Genomic DNA, 26,134 nt, shown 5'->3' with positions numbered 1-26,134 from the left:
CCTTGGGAGGCGGTAGACGATGGGTGAGTACGCGGATCTGCCCGGGGTCCGGACCTGGTACGAGACCGAGGGCGCCGGCGACCCGCTGGTCCTGTTGCACGGCGGCTTCTGCACCAACGACACCTGGGGAGCCCAGCGCGCCGACCTCGCCGCCGCCCACCGCCTCTTCCTGCCGGAGCGGCGCGCGCACGGCCACACCGCCGACGTCCCGGGCCCGCTCACGTACCAGGACATGGCCGACGACACCGTGGCCTTCCTGGAACGGGTCGTCGGCGGGCCGGCGCACCTCGTCGGCTGGAGCGACGGGGGAGTGGTCGCACTGCTCGTCGCCCGCGACCGGCCCGACCTCGTCCGCAAGGTCGTCGCGATCGGCGCCAACTTCCGCCCCGGGCCCGAGTGCTTCGCCGAACCGGCGATGCTCGACACGATGACGCCCGACGGGCCCGACCTCGCGTTCTTCCGCGAGATGTACGAGCCGGTCGCACCGGACGGAGCCGGCCACTGGCCCGTCGTGGCCGCCAAGGTGATCGACATGTGGCGCACCCAGCCCGCGCTGACCTCCGGGGACCTGGCCCGCGTCCGGGCGTCCACCCTCGTGATGGCGGGCGACGACGACCTGATGACGCTGGAGCACACGACAGCGCTCTACCGGGCGATCCCCGACGCCGAACTCGCGATCCTCCCCGGCGCCTCCCACCTGGTCCCGCTGGAGAAACCCGGCCTCGTCAACCGGATGATCCTCGACCACCTCGCCCAGGAGGCGGTCGAGACGATGATGCCGCTGCGCCGGGCGGAGAGCGGCGCATCCCCGCTCTGACGGCGCCGCCTCAGGACGGGAACTCCACGGTGATGTGCGCCGACAGCGCGCGCAGGAAGTCGGGTGCGTCGAACGCCTCGCCCGCCGAGACGACGCCGTACGCCTCCGCCCGTCCCGTGAGGACCCGCTCCAGCGCCTCCACGACGAGGGGCGCGGTCACCGCGTAGATGTCCCGGCCCCGGGCCACCGCCCGCCACTCCTCTGAGCCCGAGCGCACGACGACGTCCACCAGGAACGTCTGGTCGGACCGCCCGCTCGGATCCGCGGCGGCAGGCGGCGGCGTCCGTGGGGACGCGATGTCGCGGGCCGCGTCCGCCGTCATGTACGTCCGCACCTCGGGAACGGACAGATGGCTGGGCACGGTCACGACGTCGGCCATGGTGAACTCCCCGATCACCGTCCGGGGCCCCAGCGGCACGGGGAACCGCCACTCCAGGGTCGGAGGCGCGTCGGCGCGGTACTCCAGCCGCCCCCCGGTGCGGACGACGCGCCGCCCGTCCCGCCGCTGCCGGGACACCGCGCCCGCCGTCCGCGTACCGGCGGTGGGGTGCCAACTGCTCAGCCCGTACGCGACGTGCACCTCGTCGGCCGCCGTCCGGCCGCCCATCGCGGCGGTGACCAGCAGATCCCCCAGACCGCCGAAGAACGCCATCGCCGGAACCACGACCGTCTCCGCCTCCAGCGCCCGCTCGGCGAAGCGCTCGAACGTGTCGGCGTTGGCCTCGATCTCGGCCGCCACGTCCAGGTACGGGATCCCGGCGCGCAGCGCAGCCTCGATCACGGGGGCCGCCGTGACCGCGAAGGGCCCGGCGCAGTTGACGACGGCCGAAGCCCCGGCCAGCGCGCGGTCCAGCGCCGCCGCGTCGTCGGCCGAGGCCGGGCGGGCCTGCGCGCCGGTCTCCCGCGCCAGCGCCTCCAGTTCGGCGGCGTCCCGCCCGGAGAGCACCGGGGAGAACCCCCGCTCCAGCAGTTCCGCCACGACGAACCGCCCGGTGTGACCGTACGCGCCGTACACCGCCACCTGCTGGCCCGATGCCATGATCTCTCCCCTTGTCGTCGGCTCCACGCCGGACGGTCACCGCCGATCGGCGGGCCGCGGCGACGGGGCCGGCCGATGCCGTCCGCCCCGTCACGGACATCCTGGCCGGGCGGGCACCCGCCACGCGCCTGTCCGGAACGCCAAGAGCCATACACTTTCGGACATGCGTACCGTCGCTCTGGCCGTCACCGACGGCATGCTGCACTTCGAACTGTCCCTGGCCTGCGAGGTCTTCGGTTCGCACGCCCCCGCCGGGGCGGAGTCCTGGTACGACTTCCAGCTCTGCGGGCCGGGCCCCGTGCGGGTCGGCCGCTTCCGGATGACGCCCGACGACGGGCTCGACGCCCTCGCCCGCGCCGGCACCGTGATCGTCCCGGGCTGGGCCGACATCGACCGGGACCCGCCGGCCGCACTGGTCGACGCGGTGCGCGCCGCCCACGACGCGGGCGCCCGCGTCGCCTCCCTCTGCACCGGCGCCTTCGTCCTGGCCGCCGCGGGGCTGCTGGACGGCGGCCGCGCCACCACGCACTGGGCCCACACCCGGGAGCTGGCCGCGCGACACCCCGGCGTCACGGTCGACCCCGACGTCCTCTACGTGGACGGCGGACGCGTCCTCACCTCGGCGGGCAAGGCCGCCGCCATGGACCTGTGCCTGCATCTCGTCCGCCTCGACCACGGCTCGTCGGTCGCCAACGCCCTCGCGCGCCGCCTGGTCGTGCCGCCGCACCGGGACGGCGGCCAGGCGCAGTTCGTCACCACCCCGGTCCCCGAGCCCGGCAGCCACCCGCTCGCCGACCTGCTGCCCTGGGCGCTCCAGCACCTGGACCGCCCGCTCACCGTCGAGGACCTGGCCCGCCGGGCGCGGATGAGCTCACGCCACCTCGCACGCCACTTCCGGGCGGTGACCGGGACCACCCCGCTGCACTGGCTCCACACCCAGCGCATCCGCCGCGCACAGGAGTTGCTGGAGACCACCGACGACACCGTCGACGCGGTCGCCACGTCCACCGGCATGGGGACCGCCACGACGCTGCGCCGCCACTTCCACCGGACGGTCGGTGTTCCCCCCGACACCTACCGCCGCACCTTCCGGGCGCGCTCCCGCGCCGACGCCCCGCAGCCGCCCCCGACCCGCTGACCGTCCCGGCGAGCTAAGGATCGAAGACGCCCGCGATGTGCCCATTTATGCTGACCTGATGCGATCTGCTCCTTGGTGGGCCCTGCTCTCCTCCGGATGCGCCCCCGTCCTGCTGGTCGGCTCCTGGGCGATCGCGCAGGAGCGCCAGGGGCCGGCGTACGACCCGGCGACGGACACACTGAGCGTGCTGGCCTCCTACGGCGCCACCAGCTACTGGCTGATGACGGGGATGCTGCTGGTGCTGGGAACGTCCTACGTGGTGACCGCCCACGCGCTGCGCCGGGCGGCGCCCGCCGGACGACTGGCCCTGGCCGGCGGCGGGCTCTCGGCGCTCGCCCTGACCCTGGTGCCCGCCCCGAGCAGCGGCGGGGCCCTGGAACACGGCGCGGTGGCCACCGTGGGACTCGTGCTGCTCGCGGTCTGGCCGCCCCTGGCCGCCGTCCGCGCCGAAGGGCCGGCGCCCGTGGGGGCTGCGCCTCGACGTGTCGCTCGCGGCCAGCGCGGTGATGTTCGCGAGCGCCCTGTGGTTCCTGGCGGAGCTGCAGAGCGCACGGGCCCCGGGCACCGCCGAGCGCGTCGTGACGTTCCTCCAGGCGCTGTGGCCGTTCCTGGTCGTCCTCTCCTGCCGCAGAAGCACCTCGACCTGACACCGCGCCGCACCCACGGGCTCACCCCGCCCGACGCGAGCGGCCGCCGTGCACGTCCGGTCCGGGCCGCGCCTACCCCGCGACCGTACGCCGCAGCCACCCCTCCACCACCGCGTAGTCGCCGCCCGTCAGACCCCGCCGGGGATCCACCCGATGGAGCAAGGCCGAGCCCGGGTGGTGGGCGGCGACCCAGCCCCGGTCGACCTCGGTGATCTCGTCGTCGACCCAGACGAACGGCCGCCCGCCGGCCCACGCGACGACGGGACGGGTCTTCCAGTGCAACCCGATCCGCACGTCTTCTTCCTCCTCCTCGCAGCCGGCCTCACCGGCTCCTCCGCTCACCCCGACCGCCCCGGAGGGCTCCGGCAGACCCACGACAGGCAGCGGAGGCAGCCCGAGACGAGGAGCGACCAGAACGTTCGCGTCCTCCAGCCAGGTCGTCGCCCACACCAGCTCGCAGGCCAGAGCCGCCAGCCGAGGACCGTGCCGGGGATTGATCCTGGCCAGAAGCGGGTTCTCCCCGCTGTTCGGGTCCGCGAGGCCCGTCTCGTAGAGCGGATACGGGTGGGACGCGCCGAAGGGGATGAGCGGACCGTCGACGTCGAGGAACAGCAGCGGAGGCTGCGCGGTGCGGGTCACCCGAGCACCATAGCGACGCGTCCCCGCCCCGCCCCCGCCCTCCGGAAGAGCGTCGGCGCATACGGTTCCGGGGCGGCGGCCTGCCGCCACCGCCCCGGGACCCGCACCCGTACGGCGGCTACGTCAGCGGCTCCACCCAGACGTTCCGGTAGCGGACCTTGCTGCCGTGGTCCTGGAGCCTCAGCGCTCCGGCCGTCGGCCCCTCGGCCGCGCCCCCGCCCGTCGCGCCGTCGATCGCCACGTCGTCGTGGACGGTGACGCCGTTCCACACGACGGTCACCCGGGCATCCTCCGTCTTCGCCCCCGACGCGTCGTAGCGGGCGGCGCGGAAGGTGATGTCGTACGTCTGCCAGGTCTCCGGCGCCGTGGCCGCGTTCACGTCCGGCGCCTTCTTCGTGTAGATCGCCCCGGCCTCGTCGTCGGCGAGCGTGGTGTCACCGTACGAGTCGAGGATCTGCACCTCGTACCGCTCCTGGAGGTACACGCCGCTGTTGGCGCGGTCCTGGCCCGTCACGTCCGGCGGCAGGTTCGGCAGCCGGAACTCCACATGCGCCCGGAAGTCCTCAAAGCCCTGCTTGGTGCGCAGATCCCCGCCGGCGACCTCCATCTCCCCTCCGCTCACCGGCCACTCGGGCCTGCGCCCGTCCGGGTGCTGCCAGGACTCCCGGTCCGAGCCGTCGAAGAGCTGGATCCGGGCGCCCTTCGGATGGACGGTGATCATGTCCAGGTTCACGTGCCCCGTGTCGCCGCTGTCGTAGGAGTACCGGATGGTGTTGCGGCCCTCCCGCAGCTCCAACCGTTCGGTCCCCGTGGACCAGGTCTTCCAGTCGGTGGTGGACAGCAGCTTGACCTGGCGCACCTTCTCACCGTTGACGTGGACGCTCACCGACTTCGTGCCGGGCGCCGGGTTCGGCCCGTTGGAGTAGCGCAGCCCCACGTCGTACGCACCCGGCGTCTCCGTCACCACGTCGAAGGTGACCGCCGCGCCCTCCTGACCGAAGTCGTCGACGAAGCCGCCGCCGGAGTAGCCCGCGTGCTCGGTGTCGAAGCCCGCGCCCCCGGTGAGAGCGGCCTCCTCCGCCTCGTACCGTGTGGCAGGCGGCTGGTCGCCGGGCAGCGAGTTGAGCGTGTACCAGGCCTCGGTGCTCCATAGCTCGGTGCCCTCGGCGGAGCTGAAGGGGCGCGGCGAGCGGAGGTGGACGACCCGGTTCGGCTTGAGCCCCGGAATGGTCAGCGTGACCTTCTTCCGGTCCTCGGAGAGCGCGGCCGCGCTCACGCCGAGGGACTCCTCGTCGACCTTGGGGCCGCCGTAGGCGGGGGTCGGGGCGTACGTCCACTGCTCGACCCGGTAGCTCTCGGCGAGCCGTGCGGCGGTCTCCTCCGAGAGCGGCTCGGTGTACTCCAGCTCGAAACCGCCGGGCTTCGCCCGCATGGCGAGGATGTCGAAGGCGTTGTCTCCGCTGGGGGACAGCTTCTGGAGGCCGTAGGTCAGCTTGCCCTCCTGGCCCCAGTTGCCGCCCGCCCCGAGCCCGCCTGTGTAGATCGCCCCGTCCGGCCCCATGCTGATCCGGTTGACGCCGGCTTCGAGCCCCTGGGTGAAGCGGAAGACCGCGCCCTGGTACTCGCCGTCGACCTTCTCCAGGTACGCGCGCTGGATGCCGCCGTACGTGACGTCGCCGAACAGCATCTGCCCGGCGAACCGGCCCTCGCTCAACTGCAGCGGTGTGCTCGGGGAGTTGGCTATCTCGTTCTGCGGCAGCCACAGCACCGGCTTGGTCACCGGCCGTGCGTCGAAGGGGCCCGACGGGTTGGTGTAGTGGTTGAAGAAGCGGTCCTGCTCGATGTGGAGCAGCTTCGAGGACGGCAGCCAGCCGCCCTGGTTGTCGAGGACGAACATGTCGCCCTCGGGGCCCCAGCCGATGCCGTTGGGCGTGCGCAGGCCCCCGGCGACGTAGTCGACCTCGCCGGTCTCCTTGTTCACCTTGATCGTCGAACCGCGGCCGGGTGCGGGCTGCGGGTCGGTGGTCGCCCCGCCCAGGTTGATCGCCACGGAGAGGTTCAGATAGAAGAAGCCGTCCTTGTAGAGCAGTCCGAAGGCGAATTCGTGGAAGTTCCCGCCGTAGGGCCAGGTGGCCACCGTCCGCTTCTCGTCGGTGACGTCGTCGCCGTCGGTGTCGGTCAGCTCGGTGAGCTCGTGCTTCTGGGAGACGTACAGCTTGCCGTCGACGGCTTTCACGCCCATGGGCTCCTTGAGCCCGTCGGCCACCTTCTTCGCGGTCACCTTCCCCGGATCGGTCTGTCCCTGGACGTGGTCCATGAGGTAGACCTCGCCGGCCGTGTTGTCGGTGCCGCCCCACGTGGTCACGGCGAGCCGGCCGTCGGGAAGCCAGTCCATCGCGGTGACCTGCGGTTCGAAGCCCTCGGGCCGCAGATCGGTGAGCGCGTAGTCGGGATGCGTTCCGGTGAGGGGCAGCCCGTCGCCGGGGGAGTCGAGCACGCCCTCGCACTCCTTGCGGCCCGGAGCCGTCACCCGTACGACATCGGCGTCGGTGCTCAGCGCGGAGTTCGGCACGACCGAGAAGTCCCCGGCGCCCGGAGGCTTCCACTCAAGGGTGATCTGCTGACCGCCGGTGCGGTCGAAATGATCAATGCGCAGAGCATGGTGACCGGGCGTCAGTTGCGCGGTGCCCTCCTTGGGCTCGGCACCGTGCAGTCCGTCGTGATCGATGACGGTGGCGCCGTCGATCCGCAGGCGTGACCCGTCGTCGCTGGTCAGCCGGAAGGCGTACGTCCCGTCGTCGGGAACGTCGAGGTTGGCGATGACCTGGGAGACGAAATGGTCGTCGATCCCGAAGTCGTCCGTGGAGCTCCAGTCGATGGTGGGCATCAACTTGTCGACGTTCGGCGTCTGTCCGGTCTTCAGGTCGCACAACTCGTCCAGGGGGGACTGAACGTCGAAGACTCTCAGGGTGACGCCCGGTTCCTGCGGAGGGAGTTCCTCCATCGGGACCGGTTCGGCGGCGGCGGGTGTCGCGGAGAACGCGCCGACGAGCAGTGCGGCGGCCAGCAGGCCGGTGAGGTGTCTGCGGCAACGGTGGAGCGGCCGTGGATGCATTCTTCCTCCTGGCCCCTCGCGGCGAGGGGCGCGTCGCGGCGGTGGGTGGGGCCACCCGGCGCCCGGGGGTGAACGTTCGGCTCGTGCGGTGGGACGGCGCTGCCCTCGGACCAGGGGCTCCGATGGCCGCGCCGAGAAGAGTAGGAGGCTTCTACCGGCGGCGTCCATACTTCGTCACCACAGTGTTCAAAGTTCGCTGCGGCAGAGAGAAAGTGGCCAGAACCCTTGCCATGAAACAGATCTGACGGGCCGTCCGCAACGTGAAGACGCCTCGGAGAGCGGGCTCCGGGGCGTCGGGGAGGCGTCAGATCACCTCGGTGGGGCCAGGGGGCTGCCGGCTCTCGCGGCCGGTCGTGGAGGCGAATCCCAGCCAGGTGTGCCGGTTGCCCCACCAGCACCAGCCGACCTTGGGGGCGTCGCGCCGCTCGCGGCCGTCCCGCCCGGTGCCGTTGCTGATCCAGATCGCCGGGGTACGCGCGTCGAGCGCCCCGTTCGCCTTGCGCAACCGGGACCCGATGGTCATGAAGCAGCGGTTCCGTTCGAGCACCGAGGGCTGTTGCAGCACCCAGTGGATGCCTTCGGCGAGCACCAACGGCGTACGGCCCGCCTCGGTCAGGGCGGGCAGCGCCTCCTCCGGGCTCCAGTTGGACATGTGGTCACCGCGGTCGATCCCGGTGACGAAGTAGAGCGGAGAGTCGGGGAGTTCGATCCCGCTGGGAGCGAACGCGTCGACGTCCCGCATGTCGGTGACGACGAAGCCCGGCTTGTCGTCGCGCCGGAGGAGCGGTGCGAGCGCGGAGGCGGGGGCGCGGTCAGGATGGACGACGAGCAGGACGTCGTCGTCGGCGCCGGCCTTCTCGGCGAAGGCCCGGACGTCATCGGCGGCGATCCCCGCGATCTCGTGCACCCCGAGCTCGATCAGGCGTTCCGCCTGCGCGGCGGGAGACCGGAGCCGGTACGCCGGGCCGGGCGCGGCCGCGCCGTCGGTGGTGTCCGTCGCCGGGTCGCGGGCGCCGGCGACGTCGGCTTCGGCCTCGGTCGAAGAGGTGTCGGTCGAAGAGGTGTCGGTCGAAGAGGTGTCGTGCACGGTGATCCCCCGGATTCACGGTTCAACAGGTATGTCGTCGGGCCTGAGAGCGAACGAGGGAAGCCGCCTCACCGTTCCCGGCGCGCCCCGAAGATCCGCTCGGGTCGGCGGGGGATCGTGTCGACGGGCCGCGGCGACGGTCGGCAGAGGGGCGCGTGACGACGAAGAGGCCGACGGCAACAGAAAAGGCAAGGAGAGAACTCCTTGCCACTCTCAACTTATAGCGCACCGGGGGGCTTGCGGCAAGACCCCCGTGTTCCCGCAGAATCGTCGCTCGCCACCCGCAGGACAACGAGGAATGAGTGCATGCCCGACAAGAGGTTCGACGAACGGAGCGCCGGAGAACCGGTCGACCGGCGCGATGCGGCCGGGGGAACCGGGCCCGGAGACGCCCCGATGACGCGGAGGTACGTGCTGGACCTCCGGGAGATCGACGGGACCCAAGCCGATTCCGTGGGAGGGAAGGGCGCGCACCTGGGCGAACTGTCGCGGATCGACGGCATACGCGTTCCGGACGGCTTCTGCGTGACGACGGAGGTATTCCGGCGGACCGTGGCCGGGGAGCCGTCGCTGGGCGAACAACTCGATCGGCTGTCCCGCACGGACCTGGACGATGGGGAAGCGCTCCGCACCCTCACCGCACGCGTCCGCCGCACCATCGAGGAGATCCCCCTCCCGGACGACATCGCGGCCGCGATCACCGGCGCGCTGGCCCGGTTCGGCGAGCGGGACGCGTACGCCGTGCGCTCCAGCGCGACGGCGGAGGACCTCCCGACCGCCTCGTTCGCCGGGCAGCAGGACACGTATCTGAACGTGCTGGGACCGGATGCGGTCCTCCGGCACATCAGCCGGTGCTGGGCCTCCCTGTTCACGGAGCGGGCCGTGGTCTACCGCCGTCGCAACGGCATCGACCACCGCGCCGTGCACATGGCCGTCGTCGTCCAGCGGATGGTCTTCCCGCAGGCGTCCGGCATCCTGTTCACCGCCGACCCGGTCACCGGGAACCGGAGGAACGCCACCATTGACGCGGGCTTCGGGCTCGGCGAGGCCCTAGTCTCGGGCCTGGTCGATCCGGACGTCTTCACCGTGCGCGACGGCGAGGTCGTGGCCCGGACGATCTCGGTGAAGGAGCGAGCCGTCCGGCCGCTCCCGGCAGGCGGCACCCGTGCGACGGCGGTCGACGCCCGGCTCCGGGAGCGGCCGGCGCTCACGGACGAGCAGGCGGTGCGGCTCGTGGCGGTCGGGCGGCGGATCGAAGCGCATTTCGGGCGCCCGCAGGACATCGAGTGGTGCCTCGTCGACGACGACGTGCGGATCGTGCAGAGCCGGCCGATCACGACGCTCTTCCCCATTCCCGTCCGGGACCCCGGCGACGACGAGCCCCACGTGTACGTCTCCGTGGGTCACGGCCAGATGATGACGGACGCCATGAAGCCCCTCGGCCACTCGATGTGGCGGCTGACGGCGATGGTTCCCATGCACGAGGCCGGCGGACGCCTGTACGTCGATGTCGCCCGGCGGCTGGCCTCGCCCGCGACCCGCGAGGCCACCTTGGACGCCATGGGCAAGGGCGATCCGCTGGTCAGGGACGCCCTGGAGACGGTCCTCGACCGCGGCGACGTCGTTCCCCCGCCCCCGGACCCGGGTCCGGCCGTCCCGCCGTCCGGTGCCGACGCGCCCCCCATGGGTCCGCCCGATCCGATCCCGACCGACCCGGCGCTCGTCGCCGGGCTGATCGAACGCAGTGAGGCATCCGTCGCCGCACTGGAACGCGCCATCCGGACGAAGAGCGGCCCGGCCCTGTTCGACTTCCTGCTGGAGGCGTTCGAGGAGCACAAGCGGGTGCTCGGCGATCCGCTGAGCATCCAGGCGATCATGGCGGGCATGGACGCCACCTGGTGGCTGAACGAGAAGCTGCTGGAGTGGCTGGGGGAGAAGAACGCGGCGGACACGCTGACCCTCTCCGCCCCTGGGAACATCACCTCCGAGATGGGGCTGGCACTGCTCGACGTGGCGGACGCCGTCCGCCCGTGGCCGGCGGTGGTGGACTTCCTGCGGGAGTCCCAGCACTGCGAGAACGCGGACTTCCTGGACGACCTCACGAAGATCGCCGGCGGTGCCGGTGCGCGCACCGCCATCGAGGCGTACCTCGACCGGTACGGCATGCGCTGCGTCGGCGAGATCGACATCACCCGGCCGCGTTGGAGCGAGCGCCCCGCCGCACTCGTGCCCGCGATCCTCGACAACGTCCGCAACTTCGGACCCGGCGCGGCCGAACGCCGCTTCGAGGAGGGCCGCCGCAGGGCGCGGGAGAAGGAGCAGGAGGTGCTGGCACGGCTGCGGGCCCTGCCGGACGGAGAGCGGAAGGCCGAGGAGACCCGGCGCATGGTCGAACGCGTCAGGACGTTCATCGGGTATCGCGAGTACCCCAAGTACGGCATCGTCTGCCGCTACGCCGCCTACAAACGGGCGCTGCTGGCGGAGGCCGACCGGCTGGTACGGGCAGGCGTGCTGGCGGAGCGGGAGGACGCCTTCCACCTGACGTTCCAGGAGTTCCACGCGGCCGCGCGCTCAAACCGGGTGGACGACGGCCTCGTACAGCGGCGCAAGGAGGAGTTCCGTGCGCACCGGGCGCTCACTCCGCCGCGGGTCCTCACCTCGGACGGTGAGGCGCTGAACGGCGCGTACCGCCGCGACGACGTGCCGGAAGGCGCGCTGACCGGCCTGCCCGTCTCCGCCGGGACGGTGGAGGGGAGGGCCCGTGTCGTCCTGGACCTGGCGGACGCCGACCTGGAGGCGGGCGACATCCTGGTCACCCCGTTCACCGATCCCAGCTGGTCGCCGCTGTTCGTCGGGATCGCCGGGCTCGTGGCGGAGGTCGGCGGCCCGATGACGCACGGCGCGGTCATCGCCCGGGAGTACGGTCTGCCGGCCGTCGTGGGTGTGGCCGGCGCGACCCGGCTGATCCGGGACGGACAGCGCGTCCGCGTGCACGGCACGGACGGTTATGTGGAGATCCTGGCCTGATCCTGCCCGCCCGGGGCCGGACCACCGGCTGCCGTCGGGCGCGAGGGGCGGCACCGGGCCGGTGTGCTCCGCGCGTCCGGCGGCGTGCCCCGGGCCGTCCGGGAGGCCGAGTTCTGTTGAGAGGCGGCAGGCTGGGTACGAGAGGGCGAAGTTGTCCACGTACCCCACGGAATGGCGGTCGCTCATGTCCTCCTCGCTCGTCGAAACCATCGATGTCAAGGCCCCGGTCGCCATCACCTGGGCGCTGTGGAGCGACGTCACGCAGTGGCCGAGGTTCCTCAGCCACGTCCAGCGGGTCGACCCGATCGACGAGCGGAGGTTCGCCTGGCAGCTCTCGCTTCCGGGCGCCGACAAGAACTTCGTCGCGGAACTCACCGAGGTCGTCACGGAGAACCGCATCGCCTGGAAGACCGTCGAGGGCGTCCACCACGCGGGCGTGGTCACGTTCCACCGGATCGACGCCTCCACGAGCCGCGTCGCCCTGCAGATCGAGTACGACCCCCAGGGGTTCATCGAGCGCGTCGGGGCCCTGACCAACCTCGATTCCGTGCTGGCCAACTACGACCTGGGCGAGTTCCAGAAGCTGGCCGAACTGACCGCCGAGTCCGGGGGAACACGGGACGCCTGAGCCCCCGAGGGGCGGACGAGGACCGGTCAGGATCAAAGAAGCCGTGGCCCGCGCCCCGGTCCTAGCCTGAGAGACATGGCAACCACGGCTTCCACCACAGTCCATATGAGTCTCACCTCCGTCACCCTCGAGGTGGCCGACCCCGAGGCGGCCCACCACTTCCACAGCGCCCTCGGCGTGGAGACGCGCGTACGTCTGCGGGCGTCCGGCGCGCACACCGGCGGGTTCCGGGGGTTCACCCTGGCGCTCACGGTTCCGGGGCCGGCCACCGTCGACGGGTTCCTCGCCGACGCGGTCGGCGCCGGTGCCGACGTGCTGAAGCCCGCGGCGAAGTCGCTGTGGGGGTACGGCGGGGTCGTACGGGCCCCGGACGGCACGATCTGGAAGATCGCCACGTCCGCGAAGAAGGACACCGGGCCCGCCACCCGGACGGTCGACGCGTTCGTCCTGCTGCTCGGAGTCGAGGACGTGAAGGCCACCCGGCAGTACTACGCCGCCCGGGGACTGGCCGCCGCCAGGAGTTTCGGCGGCAGGTACACCGAGTTCGCCGCCGACGGCCCCGACGCCGTCAGGCTCGCCCTGTACAAGCGCCGTGCCCTGGCGAAGGACCTCGGCGTCGCGGACGACGGGACCGGGTCGCACCGGATCGTCCTCGGCGGAACGGGCGGTGCCTTCACCGACCCGGACGGCTTCACCTGGGAGCACTCGGCCTGAGTGGTCTCACCTCCCGGCTGTGCGGCTCACGCGGCAGGTGCCCGGCTCACGCGGCAGGGGTGCCGGCGACGCGCCGCTCGCCGCCGTTGCGTTCCTGCCAGAAGCGGTAGACCTCGACGGCCTCGTCCCGCTCCTCGTAGCGCATCGGCATCCGCCGGTCCTGCCAGGGCTTGGCGAACTCGTCGTAGAACGTGGCGAGTTCGAAGTACTTTCGGTCGTCGACGTAGTGGGGCTCGTATGCCTCGCGCGTGGTGAGGAAGACGACCTCGTCCGGCGAGCAGTAGTACAGGGAGCCCAGGCACATCGGACACGGGTGGGCGAGTACGTAGATGGTCGTGCCGGTCAGATGCTCGGTGCCCAGCCTGGTGCAGGCGTCGCGGATGGCGAGGATCTCCGCGTGGGCGGTGGGGTCACCGGTCTGTGCGACCCGGTTCGGGCTCTCGGCGAGGATCTCGCCGTTCTTGACGATGACGGTCGCGAACGGGCGGCCGCCCTCGGCGACGTTCTGACGGGCGAGTTCGATGGTGCGCCGGGCGAAGTCCATGTGAGGAACCTCCGGGGACGAAGGGGACGGCGGGGCCGCCTGTGGGCGGCTTCGCCGGAGTGGGGGAGCGGGGCGGGACGGGCCGTTCGTCCGGCCCGCCCCGCTGTCGCGCGGGGCGTGACGCCGTACCGGCGTCGGTCAGAAGGGCTTGGTCGGGAGGTACTTGCCGTCCAGCGTGATGACGGCGCGCTCGCCGCCCTCGGGGTCGGCGACCTTCTTCACGTCGAGCCGGAAGTTGATCGCGGAGATGATGCCGTCGCCGAACTGCTCGTGGACCAGGGCCTTGAGGGTCGTGCCGTAGACCTGGAGCATCTCGTAGAAGCGGTACATGGTCGGGTCGGTCGGGATCCGGTTCGGCATGGAGCCGCGAACCGGGATGGTCTGCAGCAGGATTGCCGCGTCGTCGCCCAGGCCGAGCAGCTCGGCCACGGCCTTCGCGGAGGTCTCCGGCAGGGGGTGCTGGCCGAGGACGGCGGCGGTGGTGAAGGCCACCGACAGGCCCGCGGCGTCGGCGATCTGCTGCCAGGAGAGGTCCTTGAGGATCTTGGCCTCCACGGCCTCGGCGGCCAGGGTCTCACGTGCGGTCGGGTCGAGCTGGGCGTGCGTCATGACAGGGATGTCCTTTTCTCGGTGGGGTCACTCCGCGGGGGCGGTGCGGAGTGGTGATCGGGGTGGGGTTGGCGGCCGGAAGGCCGGTTCCGGGAGCGTCAGGCCGCTTGCGGGGCGGTCAGGTCCTGGACGCGGCCGGTGGGGATGTCGAAGACCCAGCCGTGCAGGGTGGTCTTTCCCCGGGCCAGCGCGTTGGCGACCGAGGGGTGAGTGGCCAGATTGGCCAGCTGGGCCAGCACGTTCTGCCGCACCAGGGCGGAGACGTCACCGGCGGCGGACGTGCGGGCCACCGAGGCGTTGGCGTGCCGCAGCCAGGTGGCGACCGCCGGGGCGCCGCTGAGGTCGTGGTTCTCGGCCAGCGCGGTCATCGCGCCGCACGCGGAGTGACCGCAGACGACGATGTCCCGGACCTCCAGCGCGGTGACGGCGTACTCGATGCTCGCCGCGATCCCGTCGGCTTCGGGGGCGTAGGCGGGCACGAGGTTCCCGGCGGTGCGGACGACGAACAGGTCGCCCGGCTCGGTGCCGGTGATCAGCTCGGGTACGACGCGGGCGTCCGAGCAGCCGATGAACAGCGTGTGCGGTGTGTGCCGGGTCGCCAGGGCGGCGAAGAGGTCTGCCTTCGCCGGAAAGACGTCCCGCTGGAAACGGGTGACGCCGTCGGTCAGGTCCTGCATGGTCACTCCCTTCGAAGCGGTGACCGGCCCCGGTGGGCTGGTGAGACCAACCATGCATGACCTGTGCTTATAGTGTCCAAGAGCGGATTGGCATCGCTGCGATAGATCGCATCTATACTCAGCTCCATGGCCTCTGTCGAACTGCGTCACCTGCGCTATCTGCTAGCTGTGGCGGAGCACGGGAACTTCACCCGGGCCGCCGAGGAACTGCACATCTCCCAGCCCACGCTCTCCCAGCAGATCAAGCAGCTGGAGCGGACCGTGGGGGTGCAGTTGCTGGACCGCACCGGCCGCAGGGTGCGGCTCACCGACGCCGGCGCCGTCTACACCGACCACGCCGGGCGTGCGCTGCGCGATCTCGCCGCCGGAGAACGTGCCGTCCACGACGTCCAGAACCTCTCCCGCGGTCATCTGCGGCTGGGCGCCACCCCCACCTTCACCGCCTATCTGCTCGGCCCCCTCGTCGCCGGGCTCCACGCCCGGCACCCCGGCATCGGCCTCACCCTGACGGAGATGCCCCAGGACCGCATCGAAGCGGCCCTCCTCGCCGACGACCTCGACCTCGGCATCGCCTTCACCGGGCACCACCTCCCCGGTGTCGCCGCCACCGCCCTGTTCACGGAGACGCTCACTCTCGTCACGGGCGCCCCGGCCGACGCCGGCCGGGGCGCCCCGCTCCCCGTACAGGACCTCGCCGGACGCCAACTTGCCCTTCTCGGCGACGACTTCGCCACCCGCGGCCATATCGACGCCTATTTCTCCCGCCACCGGGCTGTTCCGCGCATCACGGTCGAGGCCAACTCCATCCAGGCGCTCACCGAGATCGTCCGGCGCACCGACCTGGCCACCGTCCTGCCGGACGCCATCACCCACGACCACCCCCACCTCACCCCCGTCCCCCTCGAACCGCCCCTGCCGGCCCGCACCGTCGCTCTCCTGCACCGGGAAGGCGCCTACCTCAAGGCGGCGGCCCGCGCCTTCACCCGGCTCATCCACGAGGTCGTCCGCACGCGCGGCTACACGCCCGCCCCGTGACCCGCCGGCTCGGCGTACGGGCGGAGGACCGCGAACCGGGCGGCTCCATCCGGTCCCGAGAGGTGCCCGCTTCCGGGTCCGCGAGCACCGGGGCGGCACTGGGCGGTGCTGTGCAGTGCGCCCCGGGCCGCGTGACCCGTCCGTGAGGATGGAGCTGAACCGAGGGATGACCGCCAAGGGCCTGCCGACCCGCAATCGCATCGTGGCCGCCGCGGCCGGCTTTGCCGTGGAGCAGCGCCATCACGGACTCGCCGACCCCGCTGGAGAGGACTTGTACCCCGTCGTGGTGCCCCTCGTTGACGTGGCGGGCATGCTCCCTCAGACGAGTCGGCACGGGTGGCCCACGCCGCTCCGTCGGCAGCCTGATTGCCGGTCTTGCAAGAACGTACGGCCCGCAGACGACGGCGCGGCACCGGCCTCCGTGCTCTTGGTCGTGTGCGCACTGCGATGCATGAGGTCAATGAACCGGACAGAAAGTCTGGTTCGCTCCACTGGCCCAGCCTTGGCGGGAACACCGGCCAGGCTTTTGAGGAGGAGGCGAGAAGCGCAAGGTCTCCATCGGCACCTGTGGTCGCGCCTTCTCAAGCCCTTGTGCCCATGAACACGCTTGCGTTCGTTGCTCACTCCTCCGACCGGACCTGGCCCAGCTCGGCCGGTTGGAGGAAATCCGCGACAACCTCCTCGCCCGCGTCGCCGAGGCCGAGCGCGAGGGCTGGCCCGGCGAGGTCGAAGGACTCACGGTCAGCCTCGCCGGAGCCGAGATCAGCTCGCCCAGATCGACAGGCAGTCCCAGAAGGCCACCATCATCCTCGGCATGCCTACGACCAGGAGCGGGGACGTTGAGTTGCAACGCACATCGAGAAGAACCAGGCCACGATCTGAGCACGTGGACGCTCGGCCAACTCCAGACGTTCATCCATGACGCCCGCGGCCAGCAACTTGAGACAGCACGCGTCGCCGCGCAGGGACAGGCCTACAACTCCAGCCATCCCCAGGAAGCCCGTCGCCAGTGGGCGAAGCTGGCGCTGCTCGCGAACCGACGCATGCTCGACCACGTCGAGGGGCACCCTGCGCGCGTGGCTCAGCAGGACTTCATGCTCCGGATGTGGGTGATCGACCGGCTGGGCCCCGACGACACGGACCCCGGCTGGAGTCCCGAGGCGCTGGCGTCCGACACGCTCGACGCACTGTCCTTCACGCCCACGCAGGCCGCAGCTCTCGCCGAGGGCTGGCGTGACCTTCCCACCGGGCAGATCCGCGAGCTGCGGCGGCACAGGAACCTGACGGCTCATCTGGAAAGCCTGGTCGGCTACCTGGCACCCGGCCCCGTACGGGAACGACTCGTGACCTGGACTGCAACCCGACCGCTCCTGCCCTGACCGGCCCTCCGGCGATCAGATCGCTACAACTGAGTTCCCAAGGCGAGGTTTCAGCAGAATCGGTCGAAGATCAAAGAGGAACCGACAGTCCTGCCTCGCGCAGCTTGGCCAGAGCGGCGGACATGCACTGCTGCACAGTCCTGCCATCGGCACGCATGCCATGCTCCAAGGGCCCCCACCGGCGGCGAATGTCCACGCCGGCGCGTTGTCAGCCACCCTCTCAGCATCCACCCTGATCATGGCATTCACGCCCTGCTCACCCAACCGTTCCAGGATGAGTAGCGTCACGTCCTCGATGCCACGATCCTGGTCGATCTTTGGCCGGCGGCCCCGGTTACCTGTCACTGGCCCGACTCTACCGAGGTCCCCGCAGCAGACGGGACGCCCGGTGGCCAAGTTCAGAGAAGCCTGTGTCAGATGTCCCCTACTGCTCGTGGACCCGGCCTAGATGCCACGCCTCCAGGAGATTCACGCCAACCTCGTCGACTGCTTCCAGGAGGCCAGGGACCAGGGCTGACTCGGCGAGGTCGCCGCCATCGAGACCGCAGGGCGGCTTCGTCGCGACGAAGCCGCCCTGGGGGTCGATCGGATCGTGTGGTCGCGGTCCCCCGCGCCGTTGGGGGACCGATGGGTCAGGTCTGGGGTGGGCGGAGGCTCACCAGGTGTATGAGGCGCGGACCGAGCACTTTGGTGTGCTCATCCCCGTACCGGCCGAGGCGGATGGTGTGCCGCTCAGCAGGTCGACCGAGCCGCTGAACGGGCCGGCCGAGCACTGGGCCGGGACGCTCCAGCCCTTGCTCGCCTTGCCGCTGCCCAAGCTGACGTCCCCGCTGGCACCCGGATTGCCGAAGCCGAAGGAGACGTAGGGGTGGGCGTCCGGGCGGGAGCCGACGTTGAAGTTGGCGCCTCCGCCGACGCAGACGTAGTAGCACACTTCACCGGACACGTTCACGGAGGCGAGACCGCCCGGGTCGATGCGGTTGACGGGGTCGCCTTCCGCGTAGAGGTAGGGGTTGACCTCCTGGCCGGAGGGATCGGGCTGGGTGAAGCGGACAGTCTGGGGGTCGTAGTAGCGGGCCCCGAGGTGGTAGAGGCCGGTGGGGTCGAGATGGCCGCCGGCGAACCGGAAGGGCTGGGGCAGTGTCTCGACGGTCCCGGTCCGGGTCCGGCCGTCGGGGGTGTACAGGTAGGTGTTGATCCGCTTGCCCGACTCGTCGATCAGGCCGATGACCGAGCCGAGGGCGTCGGTGAGGTAGTAGCGGCTGCTGCCGCCGGTGGAGACGGAGTTGAGGGTGCCGCCGGGTTCGCGAATGAACTCGGTGTCCTTGCCGCCGGTCGTCTGGCCGGACAGTCCGAGGGGCCCGTTGTGGAAGAGGGTCTCGCCCAGGCGGGTCCGCTCACTGCTGTCGGTGCTGGCGTACTGGGCCGGGTAGGAGGTACCGCCGCTGGTCAGGGACTTCAGCTGGCCGTATCCGGTGTACTGCTCGGCGGTGCGCGCACCCGTGTCGGTGGACCTGGCCGCGGTCTCGTTGCCGGCCGCGTCGTAGGACCATCCGGTGGTGATGCCGTTGCGGGCGATCAGCTGGGAGGCGTCGTTGTAGGTGTAGGCGGTGTGCCCCGGGCAGCCGGGGGTCTCGCCCCGGGAGGTGAGGTTGCCGGCCGGGTCGAAGCAGTACTGCCACGAGGTCTGGCGGCCCTGCGGGTCCGTCTCCTTGGCGAGCGACAGCCGTCCTGCCCCGTCGTAGGAGTAGTCGGTACGGACCTTGGTGAGGGCGTCGGTCCGGGTGTACATCTTTCCGCCGTCCTTGCCCGTGCCGGGGGCGGCGTAGCCGTAGGACAGGTGGTTCAGGATGATGCCGGAGGGGTCGATCACACGGACGTCCTGGGGGCGGCCGGAGGCATCCAGGGCCTGGGTCTGCTGGGTGCCGCCGGGGTAGGTGGTCCTGGTGCGGCGGTCGTTGTCGTCGTAGGCGTAGCTGGTCTTCTTGCCCTGGGGGCCGGTGAGCTGGGTCAGTCGGTTGGCCGCGTCCCATTGGTAGGCCGTGGTGCCGCCCGGGTCGCGGTAGGTCTCGACGTTGCCGTCGGCGGTGTAGGCCAGCACGGTCTGGGAGCCGTCCTGGAGGGTGCGGATGGTCTCCCGGCTCAGGGCGTCGAACTGGTAGCGCTGGGTGCCGGATGGGTCGGTGCGGCGGCTGAGGTTGCCGTCTCCGTCGTAGCTGTACGTGGCCTCCGGGGAGCCGGTCGCCGTCACCGCGGTCACCCGGTCGCGCCGGTCGTGGGTGTAGGTGGTCTTCACGCCGCGGCCGTCGGTCGTGCTCGTGGTGCGGCCGAGCGCGTCGTAGGTGTAGGTGGTGCGGCCCAGCGGGGCGGGCGGTGTGGCGCTCTCCAGGTTGCCCTGGGCGTCGTAGCGGAACTCGGTCTTCTTGCCGTTGCCGTCTTTGGCGGTGCACACCTGTCCCTGGAATCCACCGCAGCGGGGGGTCGCCTCGTTGTACTCGAAGGACCGGCTGCCGCCGCCGGTGCCGGTGGTGGCGACGGTCTTGGTGTTGCCGGCGGTGTCGTAGGTGTAGTCGGTCTTCTCGCCGTCGGTACCACTGGAGGTACTGGGGCGTTCGGCGCCGGCCACCGTCTGCCAGCGTGCCGTGGCGCTCGCTCCGGTGGGCAGTTGGGCCGACTGGGGGTTGTTGCGGTCGTCCCAGCCGTAGCTGGTGACGTTCCCGCCCCCGCCGCTGCCGGCGCCCATGGCGTCGGTGGCGGTCTGCAGCAGGTGGTTCTGGTAGGTCGAGGAGCGGGCGTGGCCCAGTGGGTCGGTGACCTTCAGCATCTCGCCGTCGGTGTTGTGCTCGTAGAGGGTCTTGTGGCCGAGCGGGTCGGTCACCGTGGTGGTCCCCTGCTCTCCGGGGGTGGCGGCGCTGTAGGCGTAGGTGTAGGTGGGTCCGCTACCCCCGGTGCCGTTCTCCGCGTAGCGGCGCATGGAGGTCACCCGGTCGGCGGCGTCGTAGGTGAAGGCGGTCGAGCGTCCTTCGGCGCTGGTCACCTTGACCACCCGTCCGTCGCCGTCGTAGCCGAAGGCGGTGGTCTGGCCGGTGGTGTCGGTGGTGCGCACGAGGTTGCCGTGCTCCGCGCTCAGCTCGTAGGTGACCGTACGCTCGGCGCTGTCTTTGGCGCTCCAGCGGGTGGCGCTGGTCCGGGTCAGATCGATCCAGCGGCCGGAGCGGGTCTCGGTCAGCTTGAAGCCCGCCGAGGCGCCCGACGGGTCCAGGTGTGCCGTGACGGTCAGGACACCACCATTGCGGTCGGTGGACTTGGTCAGACGGCCACCGGCGTCGTAGGTGTCGGCGGTGCCGGACCCGCGGTCGGTCAGGGTGTAGGTGCCGTCCGCGTTCTTGCGCAGGTCCTTGGAGTAGCCGGGCGGGGTGGTGAAGCTGCCGTCGGCGTTGCGCGTGAACTCCACCGTGGCACCGGTGTCGTCGTAGTCGAGCACCGAGTTCGCGCCCGAGACATCGAGAGCGCGCTCCCCGTTCAGCCACCAGGGGCTGCTGAGCTGGCCGGTCGGTGCGGTGAACGCGTTGAAGGTGCGGTTGAGTTGGAGCTTCTGCCCGACGCCCGCGATGTCGAAGTCGGTGGCAGCGAGCATCAGGTTGCCGGTGGAGTAGTCGACCCGGCCGGTCAGGGCATCGGTTATACGGAACCCGAAGACGCGGTGCCAGGGCACTTCACCCTGCCGGCGCGGTACGAACGTTGCAGCGGGCCCGAGCGGCCGGGACAGCGCGGGACGCCGGCCCGCGTCGCTCAGGCGCTCCGACTCCCTGTCGCGCCAGGCTCTTTCGGCAGCCGTCGGAGCGGTCGAGGCAGCGGTACGTGGTGGTCGGGTCGTCCCGGCTCGAACCGGCGGCATGGCGGCGCGCCCGTGGTCGCCCCAGTGCGTGGCATCGGCGGGCACGGGGCTGGGGGCGGCGAGCGCGGGAGAAGCCGCGGCGCCGAGGGCCAGGACGGTGAAGGCCGCGGTGAGGGAGCGGGCGGTTCTCAGCCGGGTAGAGCGCAGGAGACGCGCCCCGACGCGTGGATGAATCATGGTTTCCCCCCTGTTATGTGCGCTGAACGCGGCGGCCGTGCGGCCGCCGGTCTCTCCGTGACGGTGCCATGCGCCAGCCGGAGATCGCTGTCGTTTTCGTGTGTCGAACCGGGTGAGGTGTGCGAAATAGGCCAACGACCACTTGCAGATTTCTCGGGGCATTTCTCTCTCGCGCCCGGTGCGACGTATGGAGTCATGACATTCAGTCTCGAGTAGGAAGATTGGCCGGTTCTGCTTCGCGGAATAAGTCCCTCCATCATTGGCAACCACTACACAATGAGGTGTGAGCGCACCGCGCTTGTTCTTCTTTCCTCGGCAGGGTTCCGCGTGGCGGCGCCCAGATCGGAGTACCCATGCGCAAGCTCCTCCTTTTTCCCGCGCTAGCCACCGCCGCACTGACATACGCCGTTTCCTTGGCACCCGTCGCGAGCGCCGAACCCAACCCCGTCGGCTGCGAGAAGGAATACTTCTGTGTGTTCGAGCGTCCGGGCCAGACCGGCCGTGTCATGGTGAAGACCAAGGGCAACTGGACCGGCAGCGTCAGCGGCCAGTCGATCTTCAACAACGGCATCGCCCACCCCGGCGCCGACCACATCCAGCTGACCTACGCCTACCAGGGGCACACCTACGAGAAGTGCGTTCACTACAACCCGGGCCCTGAGGAGTACAAGCTGGACTTCGCCGAAGGCGTGACGTTCACGAAGGCGACCTGGCGCGGGGAGTGCGGACCCGGGGAGTGACCGCCCGTCGGCGGGGCGGCTCGGCCGCCGCGGGCACCGGCGACCCAGCCCACCACAACGGCCGGCGGCCCTCACAGGCCGCCGGCCCGGCGCTGCGCGACGGTGATGGTGCCGCAGCGAGAAGCGCGCTGATAGAGAAATGCCTCTTCAACCCGCCGATCGAATATGCCTGTCGCCGATAAGCACGCCGAGCGAGTTATGCATACCAGAAGCAAGCGTTACTCGGACGGCTGTGGGGCATCGGCGGAATGAACCGGTTCGCGAACGTGGTCCAGCAGTAGGCCGTCGCATCGGCGAAATCGAATCACCGATCAAGGGGGCAGGATTCAAGTATCATTATCTGCCGCCACTGTGCGGCCCGGGCGACTGGCCAAAAATCAGAACCGCAAGAATACGGACAGGTGGAACCCGCGCGCGAGAAGCTGGTTCTCTCGATTTTCTCTCCCTGCCCCGATGGCTTCTGGTGCCACCCGACACACAACGTCTCCTCGCACCTCCCGGCAGCTTTCGGCTTCCCCGAGCGCAGCATTCGGTACCGGTCATGACCGGGCGGACACACAATGGGGTGCCCCCGATCGACCCTATGAACGCGGGGGAATCGGGGCATCCTCCGGGGGGAGTCGGTAACTACTCCCCGAGACGTACGCGGCAGGGCCGACAAGCGCTGGCGGCACGCCCCCAGCCGGTCGCCGGGGCTCCCCGGCTTTGACCAGACCCGTTTCGTACGCGAGCACCACCAGCTGGGCCCGGTCCCGGGCACCGAGCTTGGTCATCGCCCGGCTCACATGGGTCTTGGCGGTGAGGGGGCTCATCAGGAGCTCCCGGCCGATCTCGTCGTTGCTGAGGCCGCCCGCAACCAGGCCCATCACCTCGCGCTCCCGGCCGGTCAGTACGACCAGCCGGTCCTCTCCCACGAGTTCCGGGGTCTTCAGACGGACGAACTCCGCAAGGACCGCGCGGGTCACCGTCGGCGCGAGGAGGCTGTTTCCGTTCGCCACGACGCGCAGAGCTTCGCACAACTCGTCCGGTTCGACGTCCTTCAGCAGATAGCCGGCCGCCCCGTACCGCAGAGCGTCGAAGACATAAGAGTCCGTACGGTGAGTGGTGAGGATGACGACCCGTACGCCGTCCAGGTCCTGGTCGGCGACGATCCTTCGAGTCGCCTCAATGCCACCGCCGCCCGGCATCCCGATGTCCATCAAGACCACGTCCGGACGAGTGGCACACACCGCCTCCACAGCCCGGGCCCCATCCCCAGCCTCAGCGACCACTACCAGGTCGTCGGTCAGGTCGAACAGCGCACGGAGCCCCGCACGCACCACGGCCTGCTCATCGGCCAGCACCACGCGGACCGTCATGAACACCCGACCTCCGATCCGGCTTCGAAGCCGGATCGGGACGGACCGGCCCGCCGCGAACGAGGCAGCCGCAAGGAGCGCCGATCGGTCACGGCGGCCCGCGGCTCGGGCCTGTCGCCGAATGTTCTGATGGTGGTCATCCCCGCAGTCCACACCGCGGCATGTTGTCATCCCGTATGCGTTTTTCGATACGCCGACGATAGGCCCGGGCCCGTAGCCTCGAAGCGTGCGTGTGCTGATCTCCAAAGACGAGCCGTGGACGGCACAGGCGATCTGCGACGGCCCGCGCTTGGAAGCCATCCCAGGTGCTGGCAGCTATCACAGGCATCGCTACCGTCCACGACTTCGGCTCCGCGGTGCACGACGTACGCCGGCACGCCCACCTTGTGATGCAGCTGCCCCCCGGGTGGCCCCTTGTGCGGGCAGGCAGCGGCAGTTCCCCGGGCAGATGGCTGTGGATGGCGGGACTCGCGCCACCCTTCGCAAAGATCCAGCGGTGGATGTGAGGCTGTCGCGATACTCGTTCCGCTCGTCCCCCGAAGATCCGGGTCGGGCGTGGAGCGAAGGGGACCGGTGGGCGAAACGCAGACGGAGACGGGGCACGAAGTGCGCTGGTCCGCGCCGCGGCCGGCGAGCCCCCTCCACTCCATGTTCTGCATCCGCCGCATGGGGACCGCCGAGGTCAGACCCGTATCCGAATCCGGACAACCACGGTCGTAGCAGGACTCGCAGATCAGGAGGCGCATAAGTGCCCCGCGGCCCTGCCGCCGGGCACCGTCAACCAGATACGCCGGCCTTCCGAGCAGGCCGGCCCGTCGTCCCCGCGCCCGCGGGGGCGAACCGCTGCCCTCGTTCGTCCCGCACAGCAGGGTGAGGCGGTCGGCCATGGCGAACTCCTCCGGGACAGTCGCGCCCGGGCAGTAGCGGTGGAGGGTGGACGCGCTGATGCTCAGTCGTCGGCCCAGCGCCTCGTGACTTTTCCCGTCGCGTGCCTTCAGCGCGCGCACGAGCTCCGCGAACTCCTTGACAGCGGCGTCCTTCGGTATTCCACCCCCTTTGCCCCTGCGTCCCATCGTTCACGTTCTTGCACGTCAGTGGGGGTGGAACGGGTTCGGGACGGCTGGTGGGCGCGTGATCGTTGCAGTCGGCGGGCGCCGGCCGCACGCTGGTTGAGCACTGACCGAACGAATATCCCGACGGGGGATTCACCACCATGAACAAGCTCCGCACCGCACTCGCCGCTGCTGCCGCTGCCGCACTGGGCCTCGCGGCCCTCGCCACAGCCCCGGCGGCGCAGGCCGCTGCCCAGCCCGCCTTCCTCGCCGCCTCCCAGATGCCGCCGTCCTCGACGCCGTGGACCGCCACCCAGGTCTTCACCGGCGTGCCGGAGAACGGCGGCGTCCTGTGCGCCCCGTACAAGATCCCGGCGCAGAACACCCGCTACCGGGAGTTCAGCACCGAGCTCGACACCAACGGCGTCCAGGTCACCACCGTCGCCCGTACCGAGGCCGACGCCGTGAAGCTGGTCGACACCCTGCGCGAAGCCCTCGCCGGCTGCGGTCCCCTGCTGGAGCAGCAGAACCCGGGCCTGCAGGCCGTCAGCGCCTCCCACGGCAAGCTGGCCGTCGAGGAGGGCGCCTGGGTCTACAGCCTGGACACCGCCGACCCGCAGATCGGGATCTCCGACATCCACCTGTTCTCCGTCGGCCGCGACGGCCGCACCGTCACCCTCGTTCGCTGGGGCCAGATGGGCGACCTCAAGGACGCCCCGCTGACTGCCTTCCGCACCACAACGAAGACCGCCGTCAACAAGCTCCACTGACCCGGGGGCTCCCCGGGGAGCTGACTCAGGCGGGAAGAGCGACCGTTCCGGCCACCATCCAGGAGAGCCTCCTGGATGGTGGCCGTGTCCTTGACGATGAGGAACCGCAGGTGCTGGTCGAGACTGGTGTCGTGGTGGAGATGCCGGCCGGGTCCGGTCGGCACGGGATGCTCACCATCGCTCGGGCCCGCTGACCTGATTCCCGGCGCTGCTTGGGTGTCCTGGCTCTACGATGAGGGTTCGCACCTGAGCTGGGAGGCCGCTGATGGCTGCCGTTGAGCACACTCCGGACTACCCGCCGAAGACGCCGCCTCCCAAGCGCCCGATCTCCCCGCCGCGCCCGGAGACGAGTCTGGCGGGTACGCCGAGGGCCCGGATGCAGGTGCGGAATCGGCGGTCGGCGAACTGGTCGCTGGAGGCCGCCCCGTGGTCCGCGAAGAAGGCGTGCGCGCACGTTCTGGGGCGGTTGCACGAGTGGGGGTACCGGGAGACCGACGTCGCGGCGGCAGGGCTGACGGAACTGCTGGTACGGACGGCTGTCGCGGACGGCGGCCGGCGGGTGTCCGTGCACCTTGCCGACCAGAGCGGGCAGGCGCTGATCGTGGCCCTGTCGCATCGGCCGGGGCTCGCGGCCGCGGACACCGCGGTCCTGCCGGCGCTGACCAGGCTGGGGGCCGTGTCGTGCGGGACGGACACCGCCGACGACGGGCGCAGGCTCTGGGCGGTGCTCGACCTGTAGGTGCGGCGTGAGAAGCGATCGCTGGTTCTCGGCCTCCGGCAGCCGGTAGCGCTCCACTTCCTGCGGGTCTCCAGCTCACCGGCCCGCAGAAGGTTGTGGGTGGCGCCGTTCTGGCGATCTTCACCGCAGCGGCTTCGGCCGCCCTGTTCGGAAACGCCGAACAGAGTGAGCGCGGCTTCCGGTTGCTGAACTGGCTGGACAACCGCCGCGGCGAGAGCGAGCTTCCGCCCGCGGCGTCGAACCGGTAGGGCTCACAGCCCGGCATCCCCCCGGGAGACGCTGTCAGCCCGGCTACAGTCACGAAC

At 70.8% G+C, this 26,134-nt stretch carries 21 protein-coding genes and 2 pseudogenes; 12 read left to right on the top strand and 11 right to left on the bottom strand.

The annotated features are described in order from the left end of the window. The first annotated feature begins 19 nt into the window (after window positions 1-19). A complete protein-coding gene (locus IF19_RS0120630; protein WP_030117033.1) occupies window positions 20-817 on the top strand; it encodes an alpha/beta fold hydrolase in 798 nt (265 codons plus the stop codon). Between the two features lie 10 nt (window positions 818-827). Here IF19_RS0120630 and IF19_RS0120625 read toward each other — a convergent pair whose 3' ends face one another. After that, window positions 828-1,856, bottom strand: a complete 1,029-nt coding sequence (locus IF19_RS0120625) for a saccharopine dehydrogenase NADP-binding domain-containing protein (protein ID WP_030117034.1) — start codon at window positions 1,854-1,856, stop codon at window positions 828-830. Window positions 1,857-2,019: 163 nt separating this feature from the next. Here IF19_RS0120625 and IF19_RS0120620 point away from each other — a divergent pair, with 163 nt between their 5' ends. Together IF19_RS0120620 and IF19_RS01000000134875 are read left to right on the top strand one after the other, a co-directional pair. Continuing rightward, on the top strand, window positions 2,020-2,994 hold the full coding sequence (locus IF19_RS0120620) for a helix-turn-helix domain-containing protein (protein WP_030276675.1): 975 nt from the start codon (window positions 2,020-2,022) through the stop codon (window positions 2,992-2,994). Between the two features lie 58 nt (window positions 2,995-3,052). Then, window positions 3,053-3,641, top strand: a pseudogene (locus IF19_RS01000000134875) (DUF998 domain-containing protein). A gap of 72 nt (window positions 3,642-3,713) precedes the next feature. Here the strand turns inward: IF19_RS01000000134875 and IF19_RS0120610 are convergent. The 3 genes from IF19_RS0120610 to IF19_RS0120600 all read right to left on the bottom strand — a co-directional run bounded on the left by IF19_RS0120610 (window position 3,714) and on the right by IF19_RS0120600 (window position 8,317). Beyond that, the gene (locus tag IF19_RS0120610; protein WP_030117036.1) at window positions 3,714-4,280 is read right to left on the bottom strand and encodes an HAD domain-containing protein; all 567 of its coding nucleotides are present in this window, start codon (window positions 4,278-4,280) and stop codon (window positions 3,714-3,716) included. Window positions 4,281-4,398: 118 nt separating this feature from the next. Next, window positions 4,399-7,395: a 3-keto-alpha-glucoside-1,2-lyase-like domain-containing protein gene (locus IF19_RS0120605; protein WP_030276673.1), complete on the bottom strand. Its 2,997-nt coding sequence runs from the start codon at window positions 7,393-7,395 to the stop codon at window positions 4,399-4,401. A gap of 304 nt (window positions 7,396-7,699) precedes the next feature. Continuing rightward, on the bottom strand, window positions 7,700-8,317 hold the full coding sequence (locus IF19_RS0120600) for a DUF5701 family protein (protein WP_050493856.1): 618 nt from the start codon (window positions 8,315-8,317) through the stop codon (window positions 7,700-7,702). A 561-nt stretch (window positions 8,318-8,878) separates the two neighbouring features. Between IF19_RS0120600 and rph the strand changes: the two genes are divergently transcribed. The 3 genes from rph to IF19_RS0120585 all read left to right on the top strand — a co-directional run bounded on the left by rph (window position 8,879) and on the right by IF19_RS0120585 (window position 12,851). Then, window positions 8,879-11,509 carry a rifamycin-inactivating phosphotransferase gene (rph, locus tag IF19_RS0120595; protein ID WP_030117040.1) on the top strand — a complete coding sequence of 877 codons (2,631 nt, stop codon included), beginning with the start codon at window positions 8,879-8,881 and terminating at the stop codon, window positions 11,507-11,509. Between the two features lie 184 nt (window positions 11,510-11,693). Continuing rightward, window positions 11,694-12,137 carry an SRPBCC family protein gene (locus IF19_RS0120590; RefSeq protein WP_030117041.1) on the top strand — a complete coding sequence of 148 codons (444 nt, stop codon included), beginning with the start codon at window positions 11,694-11,696 and terminating at the stop codon, window positions 12,135-12,137. 75 nt (window positions 12,138-12,212) lie between these two features. Beyond that, window positions 12,213-12,851 carry a VOC family protein gene (locus IF19_RS0120585; RefSeq protein WP_030117042.1) on the top strand — a complete coding sequence of 213 codons (639 nt, stop codon included), beginning with the start codon at window positions 12,213-12,215 and terminating at the stop codon, window positions 12,849-12,851. A 46-nt stretch (window positions 12,852-12,897) separates the two neighbouring features. Here IF19_RS0120585 and IF19_RS0120580 read toward each other — a convergent pair whose 3' ends face one another. The 3 genes from IF19_RS0120580 to IF19_RS0120570 all read right to left on the bottom strand — a co-directional run bounded on the left by IF19_RS0120580 (window position 12,898) and on the right by IF19_RS0120570 (window position 14,681). Next, complete coding sequence (locus IF19_RS0120580) at window positions 12,898-13,395, bottom strand: nucleoside deaminase (protein ID WP_030117043.1); 498 nt, start codon at window positions 13,393-13,395, stop codon at window positions 12,898-12,900. Window positions 13,396-13,533: 138 nt separating this feature from the next. Then, complete coding sequence (cynS, locus tag IF19_RS0120575; RefSeq protein WP_030117044.1) at window positions 13,534-14,004, bottom strand: cyanase; 471 nt, start codon at window positions 14,002-14,004, stop codon at window positions 13,534-13,536. 98 nt (window positions 14,005-14,102) lie between these two features. Continuing rightward, complete coding sequence (locus tag IF19_RS0120570; protein ID WP_030117045.1) at window positions 14,103-14,681, bottom strand: carbonic anhydrase; 579 nt, start codon at window positions 14,679-14,681, stop codon at window positions 14,103-14,105. 126 nt (window positions 14,682-14,807) lie between these two features. Here IF19_RS0120570 and cynR point away from each other — a divergent pair, with 126 nt between their 5' ends. After that, window positions 14,808-15,716, top strand: coding sequence for a transcriptional regulator CynR (gene cynR / locus IF19_RS0120565; RefSeq protein ID WP_030117046.1), 909 nt, complete (start codon window positions 14,808-14,810; stop codon window positions 15,714-15,716). A gap of 818 nt (window positions 15,717-16,534) precedes the next feature. On the opposite strand, the gene IF19_RS1000000138365 is transcribed toward cynR, so the two are convergent. Then, window positions 16,535-16,771, bottom strand: coding sequence for a hypothetical protein (locus IF19_RS1000000138365; protein WP_234315945.1), 237 nt, complete (start codon window positions 16,769-16,771; stop codon window positions 16,535-16,537). Window positions 16,772-16,792: 21 nt separating this feature from the next. Between IF19_RS1000000138365 and IF19_RS1000000138360 the strand changes: the two genes are divergently transcribed. After that, window positions 16,793-17,095, top strand: a complete 303-nt coding sequence (locus tag IF19_RS1000000138360) for a hypothetical protein (RefSeq protein ID WP_234315944.1) — start codon at window positions 16,793-16,795, stop codon at window positions 17,093-17,095. A gap of 655 nt (window positions 17,096-17,750) precedes the next feature. Here the strand turns inward: IF19_RS1000000138360 and IF19_RS0120555 are convergent. Continuing rightward, on the bottom strand, window positions 17,751-20,810 hold the full coding sequence (locus IF19_RS0120555) for an RHS repeat-associated core domain-containing protein (RefSeq protein ID WP_063755077.1): 3,060 nt from the start codon (window positions 20,808-20,810) through the stop codon (window positions 17,751-17,753). Window positions 20,811-21,583: 773 nt separating this feature from the next. On the opposite strand from IF19_RS0120555, the gene IF19_RS0120550 reads away from it, so the two are divergent. Further along, window positions 21,584-21,910, top strand: coding sequence for a hypothetical protein (locus IF19_RS0120550; protein ID WP_234313207.1), 327 nt, complete (start codon window positions 21,584-21,586; stop codon window positions 21,908-21,910). Between the two features lie 698 nt (window positions 21,911-22,608). Here IF19_RS0120550 and IF19_RS0120545 read toward each other — a convergent pair. Then, window positions 22,609-23,268 (bottom strand): annotated as a pseudogene (locus tag IF19_RS0120545) (response regulator); the annotation flags it as partial. Window positions 23,269-23,435: 167 nt separating this feature from the next. Beyond that, window positions 23,436-24,341 carry a helix-turn-helix domain-containing protein gene (locus IF19_RS1000000138355; RefSeq protein WP_234313206.1) on the bottom strand — a complete coding sequence of 302 codons (906 nt, stop codon included), beginning with the start codon at window positions 24,339-24,341 and terminating at the stop codon, window positions 23,436-23,438. A 140-nt stretch (window positions 24,342-24,481) separates the two neighbouring features. On the opposite strand from IF19_RS1000000138355, the gene IF19_RS0120540 reads away from it, so the two are divergent. The 3 genes from IF19_RS0120540 (at window position 24,482) to IF19_RS1000000137745 (ending at window position 26,077) form a co-directional block, all read left to right on the top strand. Continuing rightward, a complete protein-coding gene (locus tag IF19_RS0120540) occupies window positions 24,482-25,090 on the top strand; it encodes a hypothetical protein (RefSeq protein ID WP_030121090.1) in 609 nt (202 codons plus the stop codon). A 265-nt stretch (window positions 25,091-25,355) separates the two neighbouring features. Continuing rightward, entirely contained in the window at window positions 25,356-25,829 is a 474-nt protein-coding gene (locus IF19_RS0120530; protein WP_030117696.1) for a hypothetical protein, read from the top strand. Between the two features lie 95 nt (window positions 25,830-25,924). Next, on the top strand, window positions 25,925-26,077 hold the full coding sequence (locus tag IF19_RS1000000137745) for a hypothetical protein (RefSeq protein WP_156095461.1): 153 nt from the start codon (window positions 25,925-25,927) through the stop codon (window positions 26,075-26,077). The last annotated feature ends 57 nt before the right edge of the window (window positions 26,078-26,134 follow it).

It is taken from the genome of Streptomyces californicus (genome assembly GCF_000717645.1).
Taxonomy (GTDB): Bacteria; Actinomycetota; Actinomycetes; order Streptomycetales; family Streptomycetaceae; genus Streptomyces; species Streptomyces californicus.
Note: the sequence above shows the minus strand (reverse complement) of the source record. Positions and strands in the feature narration are given on the sequence as shown.

Coding starts and splice junctions, on each gene's coding strand:
- IF19_RS0120540 (WP_030121090.1), top strand. CDS start 24,482: ATGAACAAGCTCCGCACCGCACTCGCCGCTGCTGCCGCTGCCGCACTG.
- rph (WP_030117040.1), top strand. CDS start 8,879: ATGACGCGGAGGTACGTGCTGGACCTCCGGGAGATCGACGGGACCCAA.
- IF19_RS0120620 (WP_030276675.1), top strand. CDS start 2,020: ATGCGTACCGTCGCTCTGGCCGTCACCGACGGCATGCTGCACTTCGAA.
- IF19_RS0120570 (WP_030117045.1), bottom strand. CDS start 14,681: ATGCAGGACCTGACCGACGGCGTCACCCGTTTCCAGCGGGACGTCTTT.
- IF19_RS0120530 (WP_030117696.1), top strand. CDS start 25,356: ATGGCTGCCGTTGAGCACACTCCGGACTACCCGCCGAAGACGCCGCCT.
- IF19_RS0120630 (WP_030117033.1), top strand. CDS start 20: ATGGGTGAGTACGCGGATCTGCCCGGGGTCCGGACCTGGTACGAGACC.
- IF19_RS0120625 (WP_030117034.1), bottom strand. CDS start 1,856: ATGGCATCGGGCCAGCAGGTGGCGGTGTACGGCGCGTACGGTCACACC.
- IF19_RS0120585 (WP_030117042.1), top strand. CDS start 12,213: ATGGCAACCACGGCTTCCACCACAGTCCATATGAGTCTCACCTCCGTC.
- cynR (WP_030117046.1), top strand. CDS start 14,808: ATGGCCTCTGTCGAACTGCGTCACCTGCGCTATCTGCTAGCTGTGGCG.
- IF19_RS0120590 (WP_030117041.1), top strand. CDS start 11,694: ATGTCCTCCTCGCTCGTCGAAACCATCGATGTCAAGGCCCCGGTCGCC.
- IF19_RS0120580 (WP_030117043.1), bottom strand. CDS start 13,395: ATGGACTTCGCCCGGCGCACCATCGAACTCGCCCGTCAGAACGTCGCC.
- IF19_RS1000000138355 (WP_234313206.1), bottom strand. CDS start 24,341: ATGGGACGCAGGGGCAAAGGGGGTGGAATACCGAAGGACGCCGCTGTC.
- IF19_RS0120605 (WP_030276673.1), bottom strand. CDS start 7,395: ATGCATCCACGGCCGCTCCACCGTTGCCGCAGACACCTCACCGGCCTG.
- cynS (WP_030117044.1), bottom strand. CDS start 14,004: ATGACGCACGCCCAGCTCGACCCGACCGCACGTGAGACCCTGGCCGCC.